Source organism: Streptomyces sp. NPDC096205, from assembly GCF_044763135.1.
Classification (GTDB): Bacteria; Actinomycetota; Actinomycetes; order Streptomycetales; family Streptomycetaceae; genus Streptomyces.
In genome coordinates this window covers 358629-383036 of the sequence record NZ_JBIWFS010000001.1, presented here as the reverse complement: position 1 = coordinate 383036, position 24408 = coordinate 358629, and the positions used below count along the sequence as shown (strand labels likewise).

Below are 24408 nucleotides of genomic sequence, written 5' to 3'. Positions count from 1 at the left end.
CAACGGTCGGGTGCGTCGTCCAGCAGTCTCACACCGGGCCGCCGCGCCCGCCCGGCGGCAGGGGCCGTACCGGGGACGGCGCCCGCGCACGGAGGGACTGTCAGTGGGGTGTCCTACGCTGGGCGGCACATGATCCACAGGTGAGGGATCCGAACCGGGAGGCACCGTGACCACCTTGCCCGACCGCCCGAACAGCGCACTGGTCGTCATCGACTTCCAGCAGGATGTCGTGGCCGGGGTCCACGACCGCGAGGGCGTCACCGCCAACATCGTCACCCTGATCGACCGGGCCCGGGCCGAGGACATCGACGTGGTCTGGGTGCAGCACTCCGACGAGGAGCTGCCGCGCGACAGCGAGGGCTGGAGGTACGTGCCGGAGCTGGCCCGCCGGGACTCCGAGCCCCTGGTGCACAAGAGCTACTGGGACTCCTTCGAGGACACCGACCTGGAATCGGTGCTGGCCGAGCGGGGTATCGGACGCCTCTTCGTCACGGGCGCGCAGACCGACGCCTGCATACGCTCCACCGTCCATGGCGCCTTCACCCGTGGCTACGACGTCTTCCTCGTCGGCGACGCCCACACCACGGAGGACCTGAGCGCGTACGGCGCCCCGAGCCCGGCCGAGGTGATCGCGCACACCAACTTCTACTGGAAGGGCCAGCGCGCCCCGGGCCGCACGGCGGGCACCGTGGCGACGGCGGAGGTCGACTTCAAGGGCTGAGCCGCGGGCTCACGGGGCGGGGATCGTGACCAGGCGCTCCCCGGTCGCGGTCCGCACCTCGTAGCGGGCGATCTCGTCGGGATGCAGGGCCGCGCCGCCCTGCATCGACGTGGGGCGGGCGTCACGCGGCGCCACGGTCCAGCTGGTGACGGTCTCCTCGGAGCCGTCGCGCCCCACGGCCACCAGGCGGCAGGCGCGCGGACCGGCTGCGTCCTTCACCTCCAGCGCCACCTGGCTGCCCCACGGCTCGTCCGCGGAGGTCACCCGGGCCCACACCCCCGACCGCTCGTCGGTGGCCGAGGCCTGCACCGCCCCGGTGCCGCCCCCGGCCGTGGCGGCGATCACCGGCCCGGCCACGGCCAGCACCACCGACGCGGCCACGGCGTACAGGGTCCGCCGGCGCCGCGCCCGATGCCGTGCGGCCACCTCGGCGAGCAGCCGGTCCAGCAGCCGCGGGCCGGTGCCCGCCAGGGGGTGCACCCACCGGGGCGTGGCCCGTCGGTACAGCATCAACTGCCGGGTCGCCGGGCCGAATTCGGTCACGTGCGCGGTGCAGCGGGCGCACTCCATGAGGTGGTCCTCGAAGCGGAAGGCCTCCGCCTCGTCCAGCACGCCGAGCGCGTAGGCGGCGACGTCGCGATGCCTCTCCAGGGACCTCATGCCGAATCCTCGTGCCGTTGAGTGCGGGTGGGGTTACTCCTTGCTCCCACCCGTACGCACCGCACCGCCGAATCACTCAAGCCACGCGGGAATCCCGGCCCAGAGGATTCGGAGCCGTCGGGGCGGCGGATTGGCCGCGCACCGGAAAAAGTCGGGATCGTGACGGGGCGGGGCCGGATCGGGTCGGTCCGCGCCCGGTCGGGCCGCCTCGCGGGCGCGGTGCCCGCCCGCGTCGGAAACGGACCCGGGGGCGTACCCGGAGTCGGACTCGGAGACGGAAGAGGCCGAATCAGAAGAGGCTGATGGCGAGATGGCCCAGCGGCAGGCCCAGTTGCCAGGCCGGGGTCCAGACCTTCGGGCCGTCCTCCTCGCCCGTGGCGCCGCCCGGCACCGCGTTCAGGTCGGGGGCGAGGAGCTCGGTCTCCTCCAGCCAGCGCCAGGCCGCCGCGGCGAGGTCCAGGTCGGGAGTGGGGACACCGGCACCGGCCGCGGCCGCCTCCGCGGTCAGCTCGGCCATCCGCTCCCCGACCCAGTCCTGCCACGGCTGGTCGTACGCCGTCAGGGACAGCCAGGTCTCCAGCTGGGTGACCACCCGGATGCCGGACAGCTCGCCCTCGGTGTCGGAGAGGAAGACGGTGAGCGCCAGCGCGTCACGGCCGGCGCGGAACTCGAAGGACGTCGGCGGCATGAGGTCGCCGGACCGCAGCAGCTCGTCGGCGATGTACTCGGCGTACAACCAGGCCATGGGGACGGCGAGTTCGCCGCCGCCCTGCCCGTCCGTGCTCTGACCTCTGTGAAGCATCCCTTCCTGCCTTCCTCCGGTGCGTGCGCGTCGCCCGACCCCCGGTCCCGTCGGATGAGAGACCCTTCCGGAACACGGATGAGGACAGCCGATTACTCAACCGGGGTCCTGGGCAAGGCGCTTTACGGAGGCTTGACCAGACGGTCGGTTTCACCGCAGGTCGGCCGCGTAACCCGGAAGCACCCGGCGCAGGGCGCGCAGCGCGTAGTACGCGCGGGACTTCACGGTACCGGGCGGGATCCCCAGCGTTTTCGCCGCTTCCGCCACACTCGCCCCTTGGAAATACACCAGCACCAGGACTTCACGGTGCTCCGGAGTGAGTGTCTTCACAGCCTCGCGCACATCGACCGTCGCGGCCGACCGCTCGGCATGATCGGCGCACACCCGGGCGCTCTCCAGCACGGCGTCCCCGACCTCCGCCGGACGCGCCTGCCGGGCCCGTCGCGCGTCGATGGCCAGCCGCCGGGCCACGGTCAGCAGCCACGGCCGTACGGACTCGAAGGCATCGGCGCGCAGCGCCTCGGGATGCTGCCAGGCGCGCACCAACGTCTCCTGCACCAGGTCCTCGGCGCGTTGCCGGTCGCCGTCGCAGAGCCGCAGGAGCAGCGCGAAGAGGGGCCGGCCGTGCTCCCGCTGCAGTGCGGCGAGCTCGTGCTCGGCGGTCGTCGTCCCGGTGGTGAGCGTGGTCGCGGCCGTCATGGCCGAAGGCAATCGCAGGGGCGCGCGCCGGGACAGGGAGCGCGCACGGATGTGCGGCGGACGGTCGAACGCGTCGACGAACGGTTCGACGAACGGTCCCGGACAGCCCCGTCCGCGCGGACCGGACGGGTTAAAGGGGGCGGGCGAGTCGTTTGCACCGAAGGTCACCTTCGTACGTATTGGTGAGTAAATATCACTAAATAGAGGTGAACGGATGATCGCACGCAGACGACAGGTCGCCCTCGCCCTGACGGCCCTCCTCACCGCAGGCGCCGCCTGCCAGGCCCAGCACCGCGAATCCCCGGCACACCCCGGACGCCCGGCGCCCACCGCTGCCGACCCGCGTGGCTTCACCCTCGTCGCCTCCGGCGACGTCCTCCCGCACAGCTCGATCATCGAACGGGCCCGCTTCGACGCCGGCGGCACGGGCTATGACTTCCGGCCCATGCTCGCCGGGATCGAACCCGTCGTCTCCCGCGCTGACGTGGCGCTGTGTCACATGGAGACCGTCTACGGCGCCGACGGCGACTACTCCGGCTACCCGGCGTTCAAGTCCCCGCCCGAGGTCGCCCGCGGCCTCGCCGCCACCGGCTACGACGGCTGCTCCACCGCCTCCAACCACAGCCTCGACGACGGCGCCGACGGCATCCGGCGCACCCTGGACGCCCTCGACTGGGAAGGCGTCCGGCACGCCGGCAGCGCCCGCACCGAGGGCGAGGCCCGCACGGTCACCGTCCTGCTCGCCGGTGACGCCAAGGTGGCCCACCTCGCCTACACCTACGACACCAACGGCTACCCGCTGCCCGCGGGACAGCCCTGGGCGGTCAACCTCATCGACGAGCAGAAGATGATCGCCGACGCCCGCGCGGCCCGGCAGGCGGGCGCCGACGTGGTCGTCGTCTCCGTGCACTGGGGCACCGAATGGCAGGACGAGCCCGACGACCGCCAGCTCACCCTCGCCCGCACCCTCACCGCCTCCCGCACCGACGGCCGCCCCGACATCGACCTGATCCTCGGCACGCACGCCCACGTCCCGCAGGCGTACGAGAAGGTCAACGGCACCTGGGTGATCTACGGCATGGGCGACCAGGTCGCCGGCGAGATGTACAACTACCAGGGCGCCGCCGACCCGCGCGGCAACCAGTCCACCCTCGGCCGCTTCACCTTCGCCCCGCCCGCCCGGCCCGGCGGCCGCTGGGAGGTCACCAGGGCCGAGTTCGTACCGCAGCTGTTCGACATCGACGCCGGGCGGGTGGTCAACCTCAACGCCGCGCTTGAGCAGGGCGCCGACGTCACCGCCGTACGCGACCGGATCCGGGACGTGGTCCTCAGCCGGGGCGCGGCGAAGGACGGCCTGGTGATGGGGGAGTAAAGCCCCCCGGGTCCCGCTACGGCACGACCGTCACCGGCCACCGCCCGGCCTTCACCAGCCGGATCGCCACCGAGCCGACGATGCGGTGGCCGGCCTGCTCCGAGGCGCCGACGACCACGGCGTCCGCCTTGAGCTCGTCGGCCGCCTGCGCCAGGCCGTTGTAGGGGTCGCCGCGGAAGGTGTGGAACTCCCAGCGCACGTCGAATATCCCCTTGACCCGCTCGGCCGCCTCACGGATCTGCGCCACGAGATCATCGGCGATCTCGCCGGTCGCCTCCGCCACCGGCACGCCCAGCGCCGCCCCGGCCGCCATCACCGGCTGCACGTACACCACGGTCAGCAGCGCGCGCTGCCGCCGGGCCAGACCGCCGGCGTAGGCGGCGGCCCGCAGCGAGGAGTCCGAGCCGTCCACGCCGACCAGGATGACCTTGGGCCCGTCGGTGCCCCGCTCGAACTGGTGCTGTTCTGTCACAGCCAGAGGCTATCGGAACCCCCGACTCCGGCAGCCGCGGGGCAGGACCGGGGCGGGACCGCTCCGGCTGGGCCAAGCGGGTGCAATCACGCCGCCGGACCGGTGGCATGGTGGTGCGGCACCCTTCCACGGGGCGACTGATGAGTCATGAAGAAGGATCAGTTGTTCAGCAGGCGCCGGGCGTTGATCGCCGGCGCGGCCGCCGTCGGTGCGGCCGGTACGGCCGGTCTGCTCACGCTGGGCAAAGAGCCCGCCGCACCCGCGGCCCCCGTGTCCGGCGCCCCGGCCCACCGGGTCCCGATGAAGCCGTCCGCCTACCGCCTCCAGCCGCTCACCGGCTACGGCCCGCCCCGCAGCGCACCTCACCGGACCCTGGTGCGCCACGAGCCGCTGCTCCAGGTCTCCGGACGCGGCCGGACCATGGTGCTGACCTTCGACGACGGCCCCGACCCCCGCTACACCCCCGACATCCTCGACACCCTGCGCAGGTACGACGTACGCGCGATGTTCTTCGTGTGCGGCGAGATGGCCTCCTACAACCAGGACCTGCTCGCGCGGATGGCCGACGAGGGACACGCCGTCGGCAACCACACCTGGTCCCACCCCCTGCTCACCCGCCTGAGCCGCTCCCGCATCCGGGACGAGATGGAACGTACCTGCGACGTCATCGAGGAGGCCTACGGCGACCGCCCCGAGTGGTTCCGCGCCCCCTACGGCGCCTGGAACCGGGCTGCATTCCAACTCGGCGCCGAGCTCGGCATGGAGCCGCTCGCCTGGACCGTCGACACCCTCGACTGGACCACCCCCGGCACCCGCACCATCACGCGCCGCGTCGAGAACGGCGCCGCCCCCGGCGTCGTGGTGCTCTCGCACGACGCCGGGGGCGACCGCTCCCAGAGTGTCCGGGCCCTGCGCGACTATCTGCCCCAACTGCTGGACTCCGGCTATCACATCACCGTGCCGCGCCGGCACTACGCCTGACGACGGGGCCCGCCCGCCCGGCCGGGGTGACGCTCAGCGAACCTCGACCAGGCGGGCGAAGGCCACCACGTTCCCGTCGTAGCCGTTCTGCTGGGAGAAACCGCCGCCGCAGGTGATGACCCGCAATTCCGCGGCGCCCTTGGAGGCGTACACGCGGTCGCCGGGAAAGTCGTTCTTCTCGAAAACCTCGATGCCGTAGATCTCGAACACGGCCGTCCTGCCGTCCTGCCGGGCGACCTCGACGCGATTTCCCTTCTTCAGCGCCCCGAGGCCGTAGAACACCGCGGGACCCTGCTTGTTGTCGACATGCCCGACGACCACCGCGGTGCCCTTCTCGCCGGGGGCGACGGCACCCGTGAACCAGCCCGCCAGATTCGGGTCCTCGGGCGGCGGCGCGCCCACCCAGCCGTCCGCGTCCAGACCGACGGGCATGATCGGCGCGTCGACCTGGATCGCCGGGATCCGCACCCGGTCGGGCACGGCGTACGGCAGCGGGTCCGGGGCCTGGCCGAAGGTGCTGCCCGGCACGGTGCGGCTGTCGGCGGCCGCCGCGGACGCCGGCTGCGGCGGGCCCACGTCGAATTCCCCGGACCCGTTGCGAATGAGCGCGAGACCGGTCAGCAGAACAAGCGCTATCACGCCCCAGGGGGCGCGCTTCTTCCGCCGCTCCTCCTCTTCGGCCAGCTCGGCCGCCAGCTCGGACGCAGACATTCGCCATCCCCTCTCGACGCGGCCGTCGCCACGTCATTTCGCGCATACGAGAACGCTAAGGGCCGCACGCGGAACCGGCGACGGGGCAGCGACGAACGGGTTATGCGTCGGGGTGAACGGTGCGCCATCCGAGTAGCGCGGAACAGGAATTTTCTGACGGTCCGTGACCTGCGGCAATATCCGATTGTGCGGTTTTCTTTCGGCGTGTCGCCTCACCGATACGGACCATTGCCGAAATGCGGGCGTGCGCAAGGCATCTGAGGGTCTTTCGTGGGAGGCGTTCTCTCGCCGATCGACCGGGGACGGGCCCCGGGGCGCCTTCCGCGGAGGATCACATGCGTAACTCTCGTGCCCTGGCGGTCTCAGCCGCCGCGGTCGCCGCATTCGCACTCGCCGCCCCCGCGGCCGTCGCCTGGGACGGTTCCGGCCTCGGCGGCGCCAACCCCGGCTTCAACGGTGGCAACGGCGGTGGCAACGGCGGCGGGTTCAACGGCGGTGACGGCGGCGGCAACCCCGGCGGCGGCAATGGTGGCAACCCCGGTGGCGGCAACGGCGGTGGCAATGGCGGAGGCAACCCCGGCGGTGGCAACGGCGGTGGCAACCCCGGTGGACCCAGCGGCGGTGACGGCTTCGGCAACATCGTCAGCAACATCGTCGCCCTGCCCAGTGTCGTCGCGCGCGGCGGACAGATGACGATCACCGTCGACGGCTGCCCGCGCGGCGGCACGGCGACCTCGAGCGCCTTCCCGGCGACCCGCCTCGAACCCATCAACGGTGCCAACCAGACGGCGAGGGGCACCGCCACCATCAACAGCAACGCGGCCCCCGGGTCGTACAGCATCACGGTCCACTGCCAGGGCCGCCAGCCGCTGACGCGCGACAACGCCTTCACCGTCATCGGCGGTGTGCGCGGTGGTCTCGGTGGCAGCAGCACCAGCGGTGCCACCCCGACCGACATGGCCATCGGCGCCGGCCTGGTGGCGGCGGCCGCGATCGGCGGCGGCGTCTTCTGGATGCGCCGCCGCGCCGAGAAGCGCGTCTGACCTCGCCCGCGCCCTCGACGGCCCCTTACGTCCGACTCGCACGTGACGGCAACGGACTTCGCCCCCGGATCCCAGTATCCGGGGGCGAAGTCCGTGCGGGCGGCGGTCCGGCGGGGTCAGGCGCCGTCCTCGCCCGTGCGGCGGCGCGAGAAGTAGTACGCCGCTCCGACCGAGCCCGCGATGAGCGCGGCACCCAGTCCGATCTCCTTGAGGTCGAACCCGGCGAGGCTGCCGCCCTCACCGGCGTGCACGCCCCGGGGCGGCGACAGCGGCACCGGCGTGGGACCGGCCGGTCGGCCGCCGGCGATGGCCAGGTCCGTGGAGCCGCTCACCCCGTCGCAGGTGAACGTCACCCGGTACATCGCCCCGGCCTTGGCCTCCCAGTCGACCGTCGTCGAGGCCGAGGAGCGGCCCGAGCGGATGGAGACGGTGTCGAAGATGCCGGACGTCACCGTGACGGTGCCTCTGCAGCCGCCGCTGTCCCGGTCCACGCGCAGGGTGACCTGGCCGCCCGCGGCGATCGTCGTGGGCATGACGCTGAAGCCGAACGGTGTGATGTTCCCGTCGCCCTCCGCGACGGCGCTCGGCGCGGAACAGCCCAGGGTGGTGACGCCCAGCAGTGCGGCCGAAGCGACGCGTATCGCGCGCATGGTGAATCCTCCGGTCCCCGAGGAGCAGCCGCGGACCTTTTCCGCTTGCGCCATCAATGCACCTCGATGACCGAAACGCTAGGAAGGTGCGCACAGGTGCGCGAACGCAGTCGGGCGAATGGGGCATGGGCGTGCGCCGCCCGGGGGACACCGGCGGCGTGGCGGCCGGCCCCGGGCCCCGGACGGTGCGGGGTCCGGCCCTGGGACCTGGACGGTGCGGGGGCAGGCCCTGGGACCTGGACGGTTCGGGGTCCGTCAGTCCCCCACGCCCGGGAAGAGATGCAGGAACGGCTCCACCGACGCCGTGATGCCCCGGCTGTACGGGGCGTCGAAGTCCCAGATGAGGAAGAGCAGGAAGGCGATGAGCGCGGAGAACAGCCCCGCGAGGACGAGTTCGCGCGGTGTCCGCCGGATCTGGAGCGCCAGCACCATGCCGATGGTGATCACGGCCCCCGCGAGCAGCCCGAACCACACCACCCCCGGCATGGTCGCGCCGGTGGAGGTGGCCCGCGCGCTGCGCGCCTGGTCGGCCGCGGCCACCTGGTCCACCAGCGGCTGGTACGCCTGCGCCTCGAAGTCGTCGGCCGGCTCGTAGTCGGTCACGTCCGCGCGGATGCGCTCCAGGAGCTCGTCGCCCCGCTCGGTGACCTTGCCGGTGTCGGACATGTGCTTCCACTCGGCGCCCACGACATGTCCGACATACGTGTTGACGTCGTCCCGGATCCGGTCGCGGACCTCCACCGGATAGACCCGGACCCGCTCCGACACCTCGTGCAGCGCCTGCGCCTCGGCCCGCACCTGCTCCTGCGCGGCGCTGCGGGCCTCCCAGACACCGGCGATGGCCAGGCCCAGGACGATGGCGTACACCACGCCGATCCACATCGTCATGTACTCGATGACGTCCGGGGTCTCGCTGGGGTCCTCGTCGTCGTCCGCCGCACGGTTGCGCACGAGGGCGAGGGTGAGCACCACGGCACAGGCGGCCAGCATCGCGAGGGTGAGAACAAGCCATTCCGGCAACAGGGGCCTCCAGGGATCAGCGCGCCCGCAGCGCGGCCACGGCGATCACCGCGGGAACGGTGATGAGCAGGACGAAGGTCATCGGCGAGTTCCCGTCGTGCGACACCCGCTGCTGCCGAGGGGGCTTGTACGGCGGGTAGGTGACGGGGGTCGCCGAGGGGTGGGGAGTGGGCGTGGGCGTCGGGGTCGGCGTCGGCTTAGGGGTGGGTGTGGCTCTGGGGGTGGGTGGCGGCGGGGGTGCCGGAGCGGGTGGGGGTGGGAGCACCGGAGCGGGTGGGGGCGGTGGTGTGGGCCGGGGCTTCGGCGGAGGGGGCGTCGGGGTCGGGGTCGGGGCGGGCGTCGGCTTCGGGGGCGTCGGCGTGGGCGTCGGCGTAGGGCTGGGAGTGGGAGTCGGCGTCGGTGTCGGTTCCGGGCACGGCGGGGGAGGGGGCGGCTTCGGGCACGGCGGGGGAGGCGGCGGCTTCGGGCACGGCGGCGGGACGGGCCAGGTCGGACCGCTGCCCGCGACCGCGACAACCCGCGTCCCGTCGCCGCTGATGCCCGCGACCGCGACCGCCTGCGACCCGTCGCTGCTCATGCCCGCGACCGCGAACGCCTGTGTGCCGCCGCTGTCCGCGACCGCGCCGGCCTCCGTGCCCCCGGGCCCCGTCGAGGCCCAGGCGCATGCGTCGGCCGTCGCGACTCCGGCCGGCGCGCCCACCAGCGCCCATGTCAGTGCCGTCAGAGCCAGCACGCGCACGGCGACGGCGCGACGGGTCGGTTGGGGTCCATGCACGACGGAGATCATGGGCCCTTCCCGCGCCCGCCATGCCCGGCGCCGAGGCGATTGCCCCAAATGGGGGACAGAGTGGGCGGGATGGTTTGAACAGGGTTGACGCGGAACCGTCTCGGTGGCGCGGGCACGCCGGGGTTGCCGGGGGCCGGGGTGCCGGGCGCGCCGGGGGTGTCGGGTCGCAAAGAAATCCCCTCCCCCGTTGAACACCTCCGCCCCCCACCCCGTACCTCATGCCGTGCGGTGGCGGTAATGGCTCGCCGTAACATCCTTGGGATCATGGGGAGTTGACGATGAAGACCTCCTGGCGGAGCGCCTCGTTCGTGGCGGGTGCCGTGGCCGTGCTGGCGCTGACGACGGCGTGTGGTCAGGAAGAGGGTGCGCAGCCGGCCAGTCAGAATGTGGGGGCTGCCGCGCCGGCCGGTGGATACGGCGTGGGATCCGGTGGCGGGTACGACACCGGGACGGGTGGGGCCGCGCAGGAAGGGCAGCCGGTCGCGGCCGAGGGTGCGGGCAAGCTCGCCGTGGCGACCAACGCCGAGCTGGGGCAGGTGCTCACCGACAGTGCGGGCCGCACGCTGTACCGCTTCGACCAGGACACCGCGGAGCCGCCCAAGACCAACTGCGACGGCGACTGCGCCACCGCCTGGCCCCCGGTCCTCGCGGACGACGCCAGCGCCGGCGAGGGCGTCGACCCGGCGCTGCTCGGTGAGGTCGCTCGCCCCGATGGCAGCAAGCAGCTCACCGTCGGCGGCTGGCCGGCCTACCGCTACGCCAAGGACGTCAACCCCGGCGACACCAACGGCCAGGGCGTGAAGGGCACCTGGTACGCGCTGGCCCCCGACGGCAAGAAGGCGAAACTGGCCGATCTGCCCGGACTGTCCACCCGTAACGACCCGAAGCTCGGCGAGATCGTCGTGGACCGCAATGGCATGACGGTCTACCGCTTCATGAAGGACGAGGCCTGGCCGAAGCCGGTCTCCGCGTGCACCGGCGCCTGTCTGGAGAAGTGGCCGGCCGTCGAGCCGGTCGCCGCGAACGACACCAAGGGCGTGCAGAAGAAGGGTCTGATGAGCTTCACCCGCCCCGATGGAGCGAAGCAGCAGACGGTCAACTGCTGGCCCATCTACACCTTCTCCGGTGACAAGGCCCCCGGTGACACCAACGGCCAGGGCGTCGGCGGAACCTGGTACGCCGTGGCGCCCGACGGCAAGCCGATCGGCGCTCCGAAGGAGTAACCGGCTGCTTGCCCTGGTCCGCCTCTCCGCCCCCACGGAGGGGCGGACCGCTTTGGTGTGTTTGCAAGGGTTTAGCGGACGTCAATTCGGCACATGCCGCAGGCAGTGACCGGGAACGGATGGTCAATTTCCGTTTCCGCTCGCTCCTTTGGCGGGCGATCAGTAGCCTCTGCTCGAACACCGGATCGCCTACGCCTTGGAGAGATAGATGGAGCGTCCCGCCTGGGCCCCACGGAGCATCGACATCTCGGTGCCCAGCGTCTCCCGGATCTACGACTTTTATCTGGGCGGTTCGCACAACTTCGAGGTCGACCGGGAAGCGGCCCGAAAGGCGATGGAGTTCATGCCGGGCCTGCCGAAGATCATGCAGGCGAACCGGGCGTTCATGCGGCGCGCGGTGCGGTTCGCGGCCGACGAGGGCATCACCCAGTTCCTCGACATCGGCTCCGGCATCCCGACCTTCGGCAATGTCCACGAGGTGGCGCAGCGGGCCCACCCCGGCGCGCGTGTCGTCTACGTCGACAACGACCCGGTGGCCGTCGCGCACAGCCACGCGGTCCTGGAGGGCGACACCGGCACCGGCGTGGTCGCGGCCGACCTCAGGAAGCCCCATGACATCCTCGCCGCCCCCGAGGTGGAGCGGCTGATCGACCTGAACCGTCCGGTGGCGCTTCTGCTCGTTGCCATACTGCACTTCGTGGAAGACGCGGACGACCCGTACAAGGCGGTGGCCGAACTGCGCGACGCGCTCGCGCCCGGCAGCATGCTGATCCTCACGCATGCCTCGTACGAGGGAATCCCGCTGCCCGCGGAGCGGGCCGAGGGTGCGGTGGACGTATACAAGGACATTCGCAACCCGCTGATCATGCGCTCGCGCGACGAGGTCGCGCGGTTCTTCGAGGGGTACGACATGGTGGAACCCGGACTGGTGCCGATGCCGCGCTGGCGGCCCGACACCGCACCGGAGGACGAGGACCCGTATGCGTTCTCGGGGTTCGCGGGCGTGGGGCGTTCGGCGTGATCGCGGAGCCGGACGGGCCGGAGGGCAGACTGCGCCGGTTCGCGACGATCTGGAGCCGCGCGGTCTTCCCGGTCACCGTGACGTCCCTGACCCGGCCGGAGTTCGAGGAGCAACTGCTGCCGCTCGCCCGCCGGTTGAGCGAGGCGCTGCTGGCCAGGACCTTCGACGCCGCCGAGGGCCGGGCGGTCGGCGCGGCGCTGGTCGCCGCCCACTGCACCGACCCGGACGTGCTCAGCCGCACCCTGGACTGCGTCGACGCCTATCTGGTGCTCTACTGCGGCGAGGACGGCCCCCAGGAGGACCTGCGGGCCCGTTCGGCGCGTCTGCAGCACTCCATGGCCGCCGGGTTCGCCCAGGCCCTGCGTGAACGCACCCTCGCCGAGCAGGAGTCCATCGCCCAGGCCGCGCTGCGCGCCCAGGGCGTGGTGGCGCAGGCCCTGCACGCCAGCGAGGCCCGCTTCCGCGCGGTGTTCGAGGGCGCGGCCATAGGGATCGGCATCGCCGACCTGGACGGCAACATCCTCGAGGTCAACGACGCCCTGCTGCGCATGTTCGGCGGCTTCGAGCAGAACGTGCGCGGCCGCAACGTCCGCGAGTGGACGCACGCCGAGGACGCCCCGCAGGTGTGGCGGCTGTACGAGGAGCTGGTGAGCGGCGAGCGCGAGCACTACCACATCGAGAAGGCCTTCTACCGGCCCGACGGAACGGTCCTGTGGACCAACCTCACGGTGTCCCTGCTGCGTGACCCCGAGGGGCGCCCGCAGTACCAGCTGGCGCTGATGGAGGACACCACCGAGCGCCGGCTGCTCAACCTGCGGCTGCGCTACGAGGCCACCCACGACGCGCTGACCGGCCTGCCCAACCGCACCCTGTTCTTCGAACGCCTGGAGAAGGCCCTCAACGCAGCCCCGGACCAGCGCTTCGGCCTGTGCTACCTCGACCTGGACGGCTTCAAGACCATCAACGACAGCCTCGGCCACGCGGCCGGCGACCGGCTGCTCGTCGAGGTCGCCGACCGGCTGCAGTCCTGCGCCACGGCGCCCGGTGAGATGGTCGCCCGTCTGGGCGGTGACGAGTTCGTGGCGCTGACGACCGGTCCGGACACCGAGCGGGAGGTCGACGAACTCGCCGCCCGCATCCAGAACGTGCTGCTCGCCCCCGTCCGGATCGAGGGCCGCGAGCTGACCGTACGCGGCAGCATCGGCATCGTGGAGGGCCCGGCCGGCGGCCGGCGCAGCCCCGCGGAGGTGCTGCGCAGCGCCGACATCACGATGTACCGGGCCAAGTCGGCGGGCGGCAACCGCTGCGAGCTGGCCGACCCGGAGGCCGACGCCCGTGCGATCACCCGTCACGGTCTGACCACGGCGCTGCCCGCGGCCCTGGAGCGCGGCGAGTTCTTCATCGAGTACCAGCCGCTGGTCCACCTCGGCGACGGCAGCGTCCGTGGCGCGGAGGCCCTGGTGCGGTGGCTGCATCCGCAGCACGGCGTGCTCGGCCCGGACCGGTTCATCCCGCTCGCCGAGCACACCGGCCTCATCGTCCCGCTGGGCCGCTGGGTCCTGGAGCAGTCGGTGCGTCAGGCCCGGGAGTGGCGCGAGCGCTACGCCGACACCGACGCCGGCCCGCTGCGCATCAACGTCAACCTCTCGCCCTGCCAGCTCAACCACCCCGGCCTGGTCCAGGACACCGTCGACATCCTGGAGGCCGCGGGCGTCACTCCGGACGCCCTGTGCCTGGAGGTCACCGAGTCCGCCCTCATCGGCGCCGACGACGACCTGCTCAAACCGCTGCGCCGGCTGGCCGAGATGGGCGTCGACATCGCCCTGGACGACTTCGGCACCGGCTACTCGAACCTGGCCAACCTGCGCCGCCTGCCGGTGAGCGTGCTCAAGCTGGACCGCTCCTTCACCCAGGGCATGCAGCAGTTCCCGGCCGACCCCGTCGACCTGAAGATCGTCGAGGGAATCGTCTCTCTCGCCCACAGCCTGGACCTGGCGGTCACGGTGGAGGGCGTCGAGACCGGAGCCCAGGCCGAGCAGCTGCGGATACTGGGCTGCGACACGGCCCAGGGCTGGTACTACGCCCGCCCGGGCCCGCCGGAACGCCTGCACGAACTGGCCTTGGCGGACGCGCGGGGCTGAGCGGTGGCTGACCGGTGCCCTCCTGCCTACGATCGAGGTGGGGGTACCGGGGCCATGAGCGGAGGGACCGCGGACATGGACGTCACCCACATGCGCCGCCTCTTCGAGGCCCACCGGGAGGCGGAGGCGGACCGGGACATCGACGGCATCCTGCGGACGTTCGTCGACGACTGCTTCCTGGAGACGAAGGCCCTGGGCCTGCGTAGCCAGGGCCGGGACGCGGTCCGCGCGGCCTACGCGCAGCAGTACTTCGTCGCGTTCCCCGACCTCGCCCCCGAGGACGAGGGCATCGCCTTCGGCGACGACGTCGTCGCCGTGTGGGGCCGGCTGCGCGGAACGAGCCGCGGCGACTGGCTCGGCGTCCCGCCCGGCGGCGGCAGCTTCGACGTGCCCTTCGCGAACGTCGTGCCGTTCCGGGACGGGCTGATGGCCGGCGAGACGATCTACTTCGACCTGGCCACGCTGTGCGAACAGGCCGGCATCCCGCTGGACGCCGTACGCGCCGCGGCGGCGCAGCGCAGGGCTGCCCGGTAGCGGTCAGCGCTCCAGCAGCATCCGCTGCAGCTCCCGGGCGGCCCGCGGCGGAGCCACATCGCTGCGGTGGGCCAGCGCGATCGTGCGATGCAGCCCGGGCCGGGCCAGCGGTGTCACACGCAGTCCGTGCCCGGACCGCGCGGCGACCATCTTCGGTACGACGGCCACCCCCAGCCCCGCCCGCACGAACCCCAGCACGGCGTCCATCTCGCCGCCCTCGACCGCGAAGTCCGGCTCGAACCCGGCCGAGCGGCACGCCGCGACGGTCAGCTCCCGCAGGTCGTACCCGTGCCGGAACATCACCAGCCGCTCGCCCTCCAGATCGGCGACGGCCACCGCACGGCGCCCGCCCCCCGGGCGTGGCGCGTCCGGCGAGGACACCACGACCAGGTCCTCCCGCAGCAGCTCGACCGTCGTCAGCGCCGGCGCGGGCGTCGGCAGCGGCAGCACGACCAGCGCCAGGTCGAGCGCACCGCGCGCGAGCTGCCGTACGAGATCGAGGGAGCCGCCCTCCTCGATCTGCAGGCGGACGCCGGGGTAGCGGTCGTGGAAGGCGCGCAGCACATCGGGCAGCAGGCCGGTGCACAGACTCGGCGTCGCCCCCAGGCGCACCCGCCCCCGCTGGAGCTGCACCAGCTCCTGCACCTCGTGCCGTGCGGTGTCCGCGTCGGCGAGGATGCGCCGGGCCAGTGGCAGCAGCGCCTCGCCCGCGTCGGTCAGCGTGATGTTGCCGCGGGCCCGCTGGAACAGGTCGGCGCCCAGCTCCCGCTCCAGCGCCTTGATCTGCTGCGACAGCGAGGGCTGGGCGACATGGACGGCCTCCGCGGCGCGGGTGAAGTGCCGGGTCTCGGCGACGGCCACGAAGTACTGGAGCTGATGGAACTGCACGCCACCATCATAGGTGCAGCCTATGGAAACGAGCCGGACCATGTCTTGGACCGATGAGGACCTCCGGCCCTAACGTCGTGACCCATGGCTCTGGCAACGCGGACGGACCGACGGCCGTCCATGGCGCGCACGATCTGGGACAGCTCCGTCGGCAAGAAGACAGTGATGGCCGTCAGCGGCGTGATCATGCTGCTGTACCTGGTCGCCCACGTCATCGGCAATCTGAAGATCTTCTTCGGCCCGGACGAGTTCAACCACTACGGCCACTGGCTGCGCACGGTCGGCGAGCCCTTCATGCACTACGAGTGGACGCTCTGGCTCATCCGCGTCGTGCTGCTCGTCGCCGTGGTCGCGCACGCCGTGTCCGCCTACCAGCTCAGCCGGCGCGACATCAAGGCACGGCCGAGCAAGTACGCGCACCGCAAGCCCCGTTCCAGCTACGCGACCCGCACGATGCGCTGGGGCGGGATCATCCTCGGCCTGTTCATCGTCTGGCACGTGCTGGACCTGACCACCGGCCAGGTGCACCCGGGCGGCTTCCAGGAGGGGCACCCGTACCAGAACGTCGTGGACACCTTCTCCACCTGGTACGGCAACGTCGTCTACATCGTGGCGATGCTCGCGCTCGGCCTGCACGTCCGGCACGGCTTCTGGAGCGCCGCCCAGACCCTCGGCGCCGGCAGCCGCACCCGCGACCGCGCCCTGAAGACGATCGCGAACGTCCTCGCCCTGCTGCTCACGGCCGGCTTCGTCGCCGTACCCGTGGGCGTGATGACCGGAGTGGTGAGCTGAACATGACTACCTTCGCGGACTACGAGACCGGCGCGCCGCTGACCGACGGCAAGGCGCCCTCCGGCCCGATCCACGAGCGCTGGGACAAGCGCAGGTTCGAGGCCAAGCTGGTCAACCCGGCCAACCGGCGCAAGCACACGGTGATCGTCGTCGGCACCGGCCTGGCCGGCGGCTCGGCCGGCGCCACCCTCGCCGAACAGGGCTACCACGTCGTCCAGTTCTGCTACCAGGACTCCCCGCGCCGCGCGCACTCCATCGCGGCCCAGGGCGGCATCAACGCGGCGAAGAACTACCGCAACGACGGCGACTCCGTCCACCGCCTGTTCTACGACACCGTCAAGGGCGGCGACTTCCGCGCCCGCGAGTCCAATGTGCACCGCCTCGCGCAGATCTCCGTCGAGATCATCGACCAGTGCGTCGCGCAGGGCGTCCCCTTCGCCCGCGAGTACGGCGGCCTGCTCGACACCCGCTCCTTCGGCGGCGTCCAGGTGTCCCGCACCTTCTACGCCCGCGGCCAGACGGGCCAGCAGCTCCTCCTCGGCGCCTACCAGGCGCTCAGCCGGCAGATCGCGGCCGGCAACGTCGAGATGCACCCCCGCACCGAGATGCTCGACCTGATCGTCGTCGACGGACGGGCCCGCGGAATCGTCGCCCGGGACCTGATCACAGGCCGCATCGACACGTACTTCGCGGACGCCGTGGTGCTGGCGAGCGGCGGCTACGGCAACGTCTTCTATCTGTCGACGAACGCCATGAACTCCAACGCGACCGCGATCTGGCGGGCGCACCGGCGCGGCGCGTACTTCGCCAACCCCTGCTTCACGCAGATCCACCCCACCTGCATCCCGCGCACCGGCGACCACCAGTCCAAGCTGACGCTGATGAGCGAGTCGCTGCGCAACGACGGCCGGATCTGGGTGCCCAAGGCCAAGGGCGACACCCGCCCGGCGCATCAGATCCCGGAGGACGAGCGCGACTACTACCTGGAGCGCATCTACCCGTCCTTCGGCAACCTCGTCCCGCGCGACATCGCCTCCCGCGCCGCGAAGAACGTCTGCGACGAGGGCCGGGGAGTGGGGCCGGGCGGCCAGGGCGTCTACCTCGACTTCGCCGACGCGATTCGGCGCATGGGCCGCAAGGCCGTCGAGGCGAAGTACGGCAACCTCTTCGACATGTACCAGCGGATCACCGACGAGGATCCGTACGAGGTGCCGATGCGGATCTACCCCGCCGTGCACTACACGATGGGCGGACTGTGGGTCGACTACGACCTCCAGACCACCGTCCCCGGCCTGTTCGCGATCGGCGAGGCCAACTTCTCCGACCACGGCGCCAACCGGCTCGGCGCCTCCGCGCTGATGCAGGGCTTGGCCGACGGCTACTTCGTGCTGCCGGCCACCATCAACGACTACCTCGCCCGCAACCCGCACCAGGAGACGGTCACCGCCGAACACCCGGCCGTGCAGGAGGCGTTGGCGGAGACCGAGGACCGGATCAACCTGCTCCTCTCCGTCGACGGCGACCGCACACCCGACTCTTTCCACCGCGAAGTCGGCGAGCTGATGTGGGAGTTCTGCGGCATGGCCCGCACCGACACCGGGCTGCGCAAGGCCCTGGAGCGCATCCCGCAGATCCGCGAGGAGTTCTGGCGGCGCATCAAGGTGCCCGGCACCGGCGAGGAGTTCAACCAGTCGCTGGAGAAGGCCAACCGCATCGTCGACTACCTGGAGCTCGCCGAGCTGATGTGCCTCGACGCGCTGCACCGCAGTGAGTCCTGCGGCGGCCACTTCCGCGAGGAGTCCCAGACCCCGGACGGCGAGGCCGCCCGCAAGGACGACGCGTTCTCCTACGCCGCCGCCTGGGAGTTCACCGGCACCGGCGAGGCGCCCGTCCTGCACAAGGAAGACCTGGTCTTCGAGTACGTCCACCCCACCCAGCGGAGCTACGCATGAAGCTCACCCTGCGCGTCTGGCGGCAGAAGAACGCCGACGCCGACGGCACCATGTCCACGTACGAGGTGGACGGCATCTCGCCCGACATGTCCTTCCTGGAGATGCTGGACACGCTCAACGAGGAGCTCATCCTGCGCGGTGAGGACCCCGTGGCCTTCGACCACGACTGCCGCGAGGGCATCTGCGGCGCGTGCTCGCTGGTGATCAACGGGGACGCGCACGGGCCCGAGCGGACCACCACCTGTCAGCTGCACATGCGGTCCTTCCAGGACGGCGACACCATCGACGTCGAGCCGTGGCGGGCGTCGGCCTTCCCGGTGATCAAGGACCTGGTCGTGGACCGGTCCGCCTTCGACCGGATCATCCAGGCCGGCGGATACATCACCGCACCGACCGGCTCGGCCCCCGAGGCCCACGCCACGCCGGTGCCCAAGCCGGACGCCGACCTCGCGTTCGAGCACGCCGAGTGCATCGGGTGCGGGGCGTGTGTGGCGGCGTGCCCCAACGGGGCGGCGATGCTGTTCACGTCCGCGAAGGTGAACCATCTCAATGTGCTGCCCCAGGGGGCGCCCGAGCGGGAGACGCGGGTGCTGGACATGGTGGCGCAGATGGACGAGGAGGGGTTCGGGGGGTGCACGCTGACCGGTGAGTGTGCGACGGCCTGTCCCAAGGGGATTCCTCTGGTGTCCATCACCGGTATGAACAAGGAGTGGCTGCGGGCTGTTCGGAAGGTCAAGCGGTAGCGCCGTGGCTTGTTGAGGCCGTCTTCGGGGTGCGGGTTGTGGGTGGTTCTCGCGCCCGCGCGGCGGAGCCGCATATCGATACAGCCCCGCGCCCCTGAGGGCATTTCCCTGGGGCGCCTCAGAATGTGGCGTTCAGCATTCCCACATCCGCCCTCCTGGCAGTGGTCACGCGCACGCCAACCGGCGTCGGAAGAACTGGGGTGTCCCCAAGCCCCGCTCCACCGGCCCGTGCCCAGGAGAGAGCCATGTCCGGCGTCAGCACGCTCACACCCACGCGCTACACCGTCAGTCTGGCCCGCGACGAGGACGACGTACGGGCCGCGCAGCGGCTGCGCTACGACGTCTTCGCGGGGGAGATGGGGGCCCTGCTGGCCACGCCGCAGCCGGGCCTCGACGTCGACGCGTTCGACGCGTACTGCGACCACCTGCTGGTCCGGGACACCGCGACCGGCGAGGTCGTCGGCACCTACCGGCTGCTGCCGCCCGAGCGTGCCGCGATCGCCGGGCGGCTGTACTCCGAGGGCGAGTTCGAGCTGTCCCGGCTGGACGGCATCCGGCCCGGACTGGTCGAGGTCGGACGGTCCTGTGTGCACCCCGACCACCGCGACGGGGCCGTCATCGGACTGATCTGGGCCGGCATCGCGCGGTACATGGTGGACGGCGGCCACGAATGGCTGGCCGGCTGCTGCTCCCTGCCCCTCGCCGACGGCGGCGCCCTCGCCGCCGCCACCTGGGACCGGGTGCAGGCCAAGCACCTGGCACCCGAGGAGTTCCGGGTACGACCGCTGCTGCCGTGGAGCGCCGAGGGCGTGACCCGGCCCACCGGACGCGACGCGTCTCTCCCGCCCACCCGCCCTGCGCTTCCTCCGCTCCTGCGCGGTTACCTCCGCCTCGGCGCCTGGGTGTGCGGCGAGCCCGCGCACGACCCGGACTTCGGGGTCGCGGACCTCTGTGTGCTGCTGTCGATGCGCCGGGTCGACCCGCGCTATCTGAAGCACTTCCTCTCGCTCGTCCCGGCCTGATGAGCGCCTGGCTGCCCGGCGCGCCCTGCACCCCGCGGGCGTGCATCGACGGGGCGGGGGCGTCCGCGGCGGCCGTCGTGCGCGGCGTGCTGCGCCTCACGGCGGTCGCCGCGCTGATCCTCACCGGGGTGCTGCTGTCGCCGTTCGGCCCGAGGCTTCCCGCCGCCGCCGTACGGCGCTGGTGCCGATGGATCGTACGGGCGGCGGGCGTACGGGTGCGCATCACCGGCGGCGCCGCGCCCACCGGCGGGCTGCTGCTGGTCGCCAACCACATCTCCTGGCTGGACATCCCGCTGCTGGCCGCCGTACGCCCGGCCCGGATGCTGGCCAAGCGGGAGATACGCCAGTGGCCCGTGGCCGGGGCGCTGGCCTCGCGCGGCGCGGTGTTCATCGACCGCGACCGGCTGCGGACCCTGCCCGCCACCGTCGCCCAGCTCGCCGAGGTGCTGCGCGCCGGCGCGGCCGTCGGGGTCTTCCCCGAGGGCAGCACCTGGTGCGGCCGCGCCCAGGGCCGCTTCCGCCGGGCGGCGTTCCAGGCCGCCCTCGACGCGGACGTCCCCGTCCAGCCGGTCCGCATCCGCTACCGCCTGACCGACGGCACCCCGACCACCCGCCCCGCCTTCGTCGGCGACGACTCCCTGCTCGCGTCGGTCTGGCGCGTGGTCACGACCCGGAACGTGACAGCAGAGGTGGACGTACGCCCGGCCGTCCCGTCCGGCGCGCACCTGGACCGCCGCAGCCTGGCCCGGGCGGCGGAACACGGCACGGTGGGCGGCGGTCCGACGGCCCATCCGCACACCGGGTCGCCCACGCCGCCGCGCACGTCCGACGGTCAGCGCGCCGACGGCTCCAGGGCCAGATACGCCAGCCTCAGATAGGCGTCCACGGTCGCCGGCCGGAGCCGCTCCAGCTTCCAGCCACGGGTCTGCAGCGCGGGATCGGCCGGTATGTGCACCACCTGCGACGCGGTCAGGCCCAGCCGTTGTGCCAGCAGAGCGGGTTCGAAGGGCCCCGCCCCCTCGACATCGGTGGCCGCCACGAGCGCGGTCTCGGACAGTTCCCCGCCCACGTCGCCACGCAGCGCGCGCCAACTGCGCGTGGCCGCCTCCACGGAGGCGGCACGGGTGCCGCAGCACAGGATCAGCCGGTCGGTGTGCGCCAGGACGGCCGCGGCCGGGGGACCCAGTTCGAGCGGGGCCCAGTCGGTGAGCACCACCGGGTAGTGCGGTGCGGCGTGGGCGAGGACGCGGACGTAGTCCTGCGCGTACGCGGGGCTCGGCATGAAGTGGCCCGGCCGGTGGGCGACCACCTCCAAGCCGGAGGCGCGTCTTGTCGTCAGCGCGCTGATCTCGTCGTACGACGGGCTGTCGGGCAGGGCCGCCACGTCGCGCAGTGTCGTCGAGCCGAGGCTGGGCACGTACATGTCCAGGGAACCGGTTGCCGCCGCCCCGTCCAGGGCCAGCACGGGCTCGCCGCGGACCGCGGCCAGCAGCGAGCCGAGCACCATGGTCGCCGTGGCCCGTCCGCTGTGATGATGGGCGCCGACCAGGGTCAGCCGACGGCTGTACGGCAGTGGCGCGCGCACGTGCTCCAGGTGAGTCCGCGACAGCCGACGGGCCGTACCGAAGCGAGGCAGCCGCAGCCCGGGCCGCCCCTGCCGACGGGCGGCCTCCGGCGGGCTGAGCGGCACCCGCTCTCCCGGCCGGGCAGCGGACGGCGCGTCGGGCTCGGGCCCGCTCCGCTGCTGGAGACGGGTCCTGGCGACATACCGGGCGAGCGTCTCGGCGACCTCGTCCGCCGGGGGACGCCGGGCCGGGTCCTGGTCCATGCACCGCAGCACCAGCCGGCGGAGCGGCTCCCAGGTGTCGCCCTGCCACAGGTGCATGCCCTCCCTCAGCCCCGGCAGGTCCACGCCCGCCTTGGTGCTGAGCAGCTGGAGCAGCTCTCCCAGCGCCCGCACATTGTCCTCGCGGGTGGGTGCCGGACCGGCGCCCGCGAACTCGCCGTCCACCGCGCAGTCCGACAGATCGGCCAGGACCACCGACCGGCGCAGCACGAACACGCTGTCGGCGTCCACGGAGGAGGGCACCAGCCCGTTCATGTGGCACAGGGTGAGGGCGTTGGCGACGTAGCAGCCCACCAGCAGGCCGCGCAGCAGGTCGAACGGGGCGGTGCCGTCCGTCAGGGCCTGGGCGAGAAGGTCCGCGAGCCGGGGCGGCTGGGCCTGAGGTGCCTCCGCGTCGGCGATCGGCGTCATCGCCAGCCAGGGCGGCGAGCCGTCCGGGTCGGCACCGAGCAGGGCGGGCGCGTACTGGCCCCGGAGCCGGTCCAGGGCCACGGCCTCGACCTCGATCAGCCTGGCTGCGGCGGGCAGGTCCGGTCGGGGCACTCGCAGCACGGCCTCGGCGCCCCGCGCGTCGACACCGCGGTACAGCAGGGTGCGCCGGCCACGTCGCCGTCCGCGCAGCTCGTATCCGCCGAGCTCCCGCGGATCGGTGTCGCCGAGCGCGTCCCAGCCGTCCGCGTCCGGCCCGGTGGCGCCCGCCACCGGCTCCGACGGGTGGGCCGTGGACCCGAACGACACTCCGAACCGGGTCAGCAGGCGCCGTTCCACGCTGGTGAACGGAAGATGCGAGCCGGGCACGTGGTCGGGGCCGTCCGGATGGGCGAGCCATGCCGGGAAATCCGGCGAGCTGCCCGCGAGTTCCTCCAGCCGGCGGCCGATCCGACGGCTGGTCCGCAGCAGTTCGGGCTGCGGTACCGCGTCCAGGAGCACGGCCTTGGCGGACTCCGTGAAGTCGAACACACGGTGCTTGGCGGGTAACGGGCCCGGCACCGGAGCCGGATGCGGACGGACCAGCCCGCCGAGGAACACCTCGGCGAGATGGGAGGTCGTGGCCTGCCACGGCACGGCGGACTGCACCAGCCGCATGACCGGGACCGACAGCGGTGACACCGCCGCGAGATGGGCCGCGAGCCGGTACGCCTCCGGCGTGGCGGCGTCCCGGAAGTGCTGGGCGTTGCCGAGGTCCCGGGCGGCGGCCAGCGGGCCGTCCCGGCCGGGACGGGTCAGCATCGGCAGCTCGACGGTGGCGCCGGGCGAGGCCAGCAGCCGCGCCCAGTCGCCCAGCGCGTCGGGCGTGGGTTCGAGGACCGGCACCGGTACGCCGTCGAACCGGGTCAGCTCCAGGGGCAGCACCGGGTCCGCGAGCTCCCAGGAGGTGTTCGCGCCGCCGATGCGCCGCGTGGTCGCCTGCCAGCGCTCGGCGAAGACACCCGAGGCCTCCCACATCTCGGGCGGCAGCGTGTGCACCACGGCGACCGGGCCGCGCGCCGCCCGCCCCGCCAGCAGCCGGTGCAGCGCGCCGGACCGCCAGGCCGCGCCCATGCCGTCGGTCACGACCAGCAGCAGAGTGCGGCCCGACGGATCGTTGACCGTGTTCAGCGGCAGTTCGGTGCTGCCCGGATGGAAGGGCCGGGCGTGTACCCGGGGTTGCTGCGCCGACCGGGTGTCCAGGCCGAGGACACGGGTCGTGGCGAACGCGCCCATCCGCTCCAGCAGGGCCCGCAGTTCGGCCCCGAGCCGGTGCCACAACAGCATGGACAGACCGTCGTCGACCAGCAGGACGAGGTTCAGCCAGCGCTCGCGCACCGGGCGCTCCACCACGTCCGGCAGGCCCGTCTCGGCGAGTTCCGCGGCCGTGCGCTCCTCGTCGATCTCCGTGCGGTGCCGGCTGTCCCGGCGCCGCCGCAGCGGGCGCAGCGCCCGGGCCAGCGCCAGCTGGTCGGGCAGCGCCTTCTCCTCCGGGACCCGCACAGGCATGGCCCGGCGCGACTCGGCCCCGGGCCGGGAAGGCGGCGGTGCCGGAGCGGGGGCCTGCCGCGCGGCGGCGTACAGCGCGGGCTCGGTCAGATCGGGCAGGTCCGGGTCGAAGGGGTCGGGTGCAGGTTCGTGCGGCGCGGCCCCCTCCGGCTCCGCGGCGGGCTGCGGCTGCGGTACGGCGCCCTCCTCACGGCACAGGGGGGCGTCGGCACCCACAGGCAACCGGCGGGCCAGCCACAGCACATCGAGCACTTGGTCCGCGTCCAGGTCGACGTCGCACGCCGCCAGCACGCGCAGCATCTCGGCCAGCCGCGCTCCGCCGCCCGCCATCGTCACCTCGCCCCGGTGATC

General features: G+C 72.6%; 23 protein-coding genes. 13 read left to right on the top strand and 10 right to left on the bottom strand.

Going from position 1 to position 24408, the window contains the following annotated elements; translation table 11 throughout:
• Window positions 1-166 precede the first annotated feature (166 nt).
• Window positions 167-721, top strand: coding sequence for a cysteine hydrolase family protein (locus tag ACIQ6Y_RS01765; RefSeq protein WP_404031390.1), 555 nt, complete (start codon window positions 167-169; stop codon window positions 719-721).
• A 9-nt stretch (window positions 722-730) separates the two neighbouring features.
• Here ACIQ6Y_RS01765 and ACIQ6Y_RS01760 read toward each other — a convergent pair whose 3' ends face one another.
• The 3 genes from ACIQ6Y_RS01760 to ACIQ6Y_RS01750 all read right to left on the bottom strand — a co-directional run bounded on the left by ACIQ6Y_RS01760 (window position 731) and on the right by ACIQ6Y_RS01750 (window position 2882).
• Window positions 731-1381 (bottom strand): zf-HC2 domain-containing protein, encoded by a 651-nt coding sequence (locus ACIQ6Y_RS01760; protein ID WP_404031387.1) that lies wholly within the window; start codon window positions 1379-1381, stop codon window positions 731-733.
• A 289-nt stretch (window positions 1382-1670) separates the two neighbouring features.
• Complete coding sequence (locus tag ACIQ6Y_RS01755) at window positions 1671-2183, bottom strand: hypothetical protein (protein ID WP_404031385.1); 513 nt, start codon at window positions 2181-2183, stop codon at window positions 1671-1673.
• A gap of 150 nt (window positions 2184-2333) precedes the next feature.
• Window positions 2334-2882: a sigma-70 family RNA polymerase sigma factor gene (locus ACIQ6Y_RS01750; RefSeq protein WP_404031382.1), complete on the bottom strand. Its 549-nt coding sequence runs from the start codon at window positions 2880-2882 to the stop codon at window positions 2334-2336.
• Between the two features lie 214 nt (window positions 2883-3096).
• On the opposite strand from ACIQ6Y_RS01750, the gene ACIQ6Y_RS01745 reads away from it, so the two are divergent.
• Window positions 3097-4254, top strand: coding sequence for a CapA family protein (locus tag ACIQ6Y_RS01745; protein ID WP_404031379.1), 1158 nt, complete (start codon window positions 3097-3099; stop codon window positions 4252-4254).
• 16 nt (window positions 4255-4270) lie between these two features.
• Here the strand turns inward: ACIQ6Y_RS01745 and ACIQ6Y_RS01740 are convergent, their stop codons facing one another.
• Window positions 4271-4726, bottom strand: a complete 456-nt coding sequence (locus ACIQ6Y_RS01740) for a universal stress protein (RefSeq protein WP_404031376.1) — start codon at window positions 4724-4726, stop codon at window positions 4271-4273.
• Between the two features lie 147 nt (window positions 4727-4873).
• Here ACIQ6Y_RS01740 and ACIQ6Y_RS01735 point away from each other — a divergent pair, with 147 nt between their 5' ends.
• Complete coding sequence (locus ACIQ6Y_RS01735) at window positions 4874-5707, top strand: polysaccharide deacetylase family protein (RefSeq protein WP_404031374.1); 834 nt, start codon at window positions 4874-4876, stop codon at window positions 5705-5707.
• 33 nt (window positions 5708-5740) lie between these two features.
• On the opposite strand, the gene ACIQ6Y_RS01730 is transcribed toward ACIQ6Y_RS01735, so the two are convergent.
• A complete protein-coding gene (locus ACIQ6Y_RS01730) occupies window positions 5741-6418 on the bottom strand; it encodes a class F sortase (RefSeq protein ID WP_404031371.1) in 678 nt (225 codons plus the stop codon).
• 638 nt (window positions 6419-7056) lie between these two features.
• On the opposite strand from ACIQ6Y_RS01730, the gene ACIQ6Y_RS01725 reads away from it, so the two are divergent.
• On the top strand, window positions 7057-7461 hold the full coding sequence (locus ACIQ6Y_RS01725; RefSeq protein WP_404033641.1) for a hypothetical protein: 405 nt from the start codon (window positions 7057-7059) through the stop codon (window positions 7459-7461).
• A 116-nt stretch (window positions 7462-7577) separates the two neighbouring features.
• Here ACIQ6Y_RS01725 and ACIQ6Y_RS01720 read toward each other — a convergent pair whose 3' ends face one another.
• The 3 genes from ACIQ6Y_RS01720 to ACIQ6Y_RS01710 all read right to left on the bottom strand — a co-directional run bounded on the left by ACIQ6Y_RS01720 (window position 7578) and on the right by ACIQ6Y_RS01710 (window position 9601).
• A complete protein-coding gene (locus ACIQ6Y_RS01720; protein ID WP_404031368.1) occupies window positions 7578-8111 on the bottom strand; it encodes a hypothetical protein in 534 nt (177 codons plus the stop codon).
• A gap of 255 nt (window positions 8112-8366) precedes the next feature.
• Complete coding sequence (locus tag ACIQ6Y_RS01715; RefSeq protein WP_404031365.1) at window positions 8367-9131, bottom strand: DUF4239 domain-containing protein; 765 nt, start codon at window positions 9129-9131, stop codon at window positions 8367-8369.
• 197 nt (window positions 9132-9328) lie between these two features.
• Complete coding sequence (locus ACIQ6Y_RS01710) at window positions 9329-9601, bottom strand: hypothetical protein (RefSeq protein ID WP_404031362.1); 273 nt, start codon at window positions 9599-9601, stop codon at window positions 9329-9331.
• A gap of 595 nt (window positions 9602-10196) precedes the next feature.
• Between ACIQ6Y_RS01710 and ACIQ6Y_RS01705 the strand changes: the two genes are divergently transcribed.
• From ACIQ6Y_RS01705 to ACIQ6Y_RS01690, 4 genes are all read left to right on the top strand, one after another.
• Window positions 10197-11141: an SCO0930 family lipoprotein gene (locus tag ACIQ6Y_RS01705; RefSeq protein ID WP_404031359.1), complete on the top strand. Its 945-nt coding sequence runs from the start codon at window positions 10197-10199 to the stop codon at window positions 11139-11141.
• A 208-nt stretch (window positions 11142-11349) separates the two neighbouring features.
• Window positions 11350-12162 carry an SAM-dependent methyltransferase gene (locus ACIQ6Y_RS01700; RefSeq protein WP_404031356.1) on the top strand — a complete coding sequence of 271 codons (813 nt, stop codon included), beginning with the start codon at window positions 11350-11352 and terminating at the stop codon, window positions 12160-12162.
• On the top strand, window positions 12159-14303 hold the full coding sequence (locus ACIQ6Y_RS01695; RefSeq protein WP_404031353.1) for a putative bifunctional diguanylate cyclase/phosphodiesterase: 2145 nt from the start codon (window positions 12159-12161) through the stop codon (window positions 14301-14303). Before ACIQ6Y_RS01700 ends, ACIQ6Y_RS01695 begins: the two co-directional genes overlap by 4 nt.
• A 54-nt stretch (window positions 14304-14357) precedes the next feature.
• Window positions 14358-14837 carry an ester cyclase gene (locus ACIQ6Y_RS01690; protein WP_404031350.1) on the top strand — a complete coding sequence of 160 codons (480 nt, stop codon included), beginning with the start codon at window positions 14358-14360 and terminating at the stop codon, window positions 14835-14837.
• Window positions 14838-14840: 3 nt separating this feature from the next.
• Here the strand turns inward: ACIQ6Y_RS01690 and ACIQ6Y_RS01685 are convergent, their stop codons facing one another.
• Window positions 14841-15725 carry a LysR family transcriptional regulator gene (locus tag ACIQ6Y_RS01685; protein ID WP_404031347.1) on the bottom strand — a complete coding sequence of 295 codons (885 nt, stop codon included), beginning with the start codon at window positions 15723-15725 and terminating at the stop codon, window positions 14841-14843.
• 120 nt (window positions 15726-15845) lie between these two features.
• Here ACIQ6Y_RS01685 and ACIQ6Y_RS01680 point away from each other — a divergent pair, with 120 nt between their 5' ends.
• From ACIQ6Y_RS01680 to ACIQ6Y_RS01660, 5 genes are all read left to right on the top strand, one after another.
• Window positions 15846-16517, top strand: coding sequence for a succinate dehydrogenase (locus ACIQ6Y_RS01680; protein WP_404033639.1), 672 nt, complete (start codon window positions 15846-15848; stop codon window positions 16515-16517).
• Window positions 16518-16519: 2 nt separating this feature from the next.
• On the top strand, window positions 16520-18469 hold the full coding sequence (locus ACIQ6Y_RS01675) for a fumarate reductase/succinate dehydrogenase flavoprotein subunit (protein WP_404031345.1): 1950 nt from the start codon (window positions 16520-16522) through the stop codon (window positions 18467-18469).
• A complete protein-coding gene (locus ACIQ6Y_RS01670) occupies window positions 18466-19212 on the top strand; it encodes a succinate dehydrogenase/fumarate reductase iron-sulfur subunit (RefSeq protein WP_404031342.1) in 747 nt (248 codons plus the stop codon). Before ACIQ6Y_RS01675 ends, ACIQ6Y_RS01670 begins: the two co-directional genes overlap by 4 nt.
• 245 nt (window positions 19213-19457) lie before the next feature.
• Complete coding sequence (locus ACIQ6Y_RS01665; RefSeq protein ID WP_404031339.1) at window positions 19458-20234, top strand: GNAT family N-acetyltransferase; 777 nt, start codon at window positions 19458-19460, stop codon at window positions 20232-20234.
• Window positions 20234-21112, top strand: a complete 879-nt coding sequence (locus ACIQ6Y_RS01660; RefSeq protein ID WP_404031336.1) for a lysophospholipid acyltransferase family protein — start codon at window positions 20234-20236, stop codon at window positions 21110-21112. Before ACIQ6Y_RS01665 ends, ACIQ6Y_RS01660 begins: the two co-directional genes overlap by 1 nt.
• On the opposite strand, the gene ACIQ6Y_RS01655 is transcribed toward ACIQ6Y_RS01660, so the two are convergent.
• On the bottom strand, window positions 21067-24387 hold the full coding sequence (locus tag ACIQ6Y_RS01655; RefSeq protein WP_404031333.1) for an SAV_2336 N-terminal domain-related protein: 3321 nt from the start codon (window positions 24385-24387) through the stop codon (window positions 21067-21069). The two genes, ACIQ6Y_RS01660 and ACIQ6Y_RS01655, sit on opposite strands and share 46 nt — an antisense overlap.
• Window positions 24388-24408: the final 21 nt, after the last annotated feature.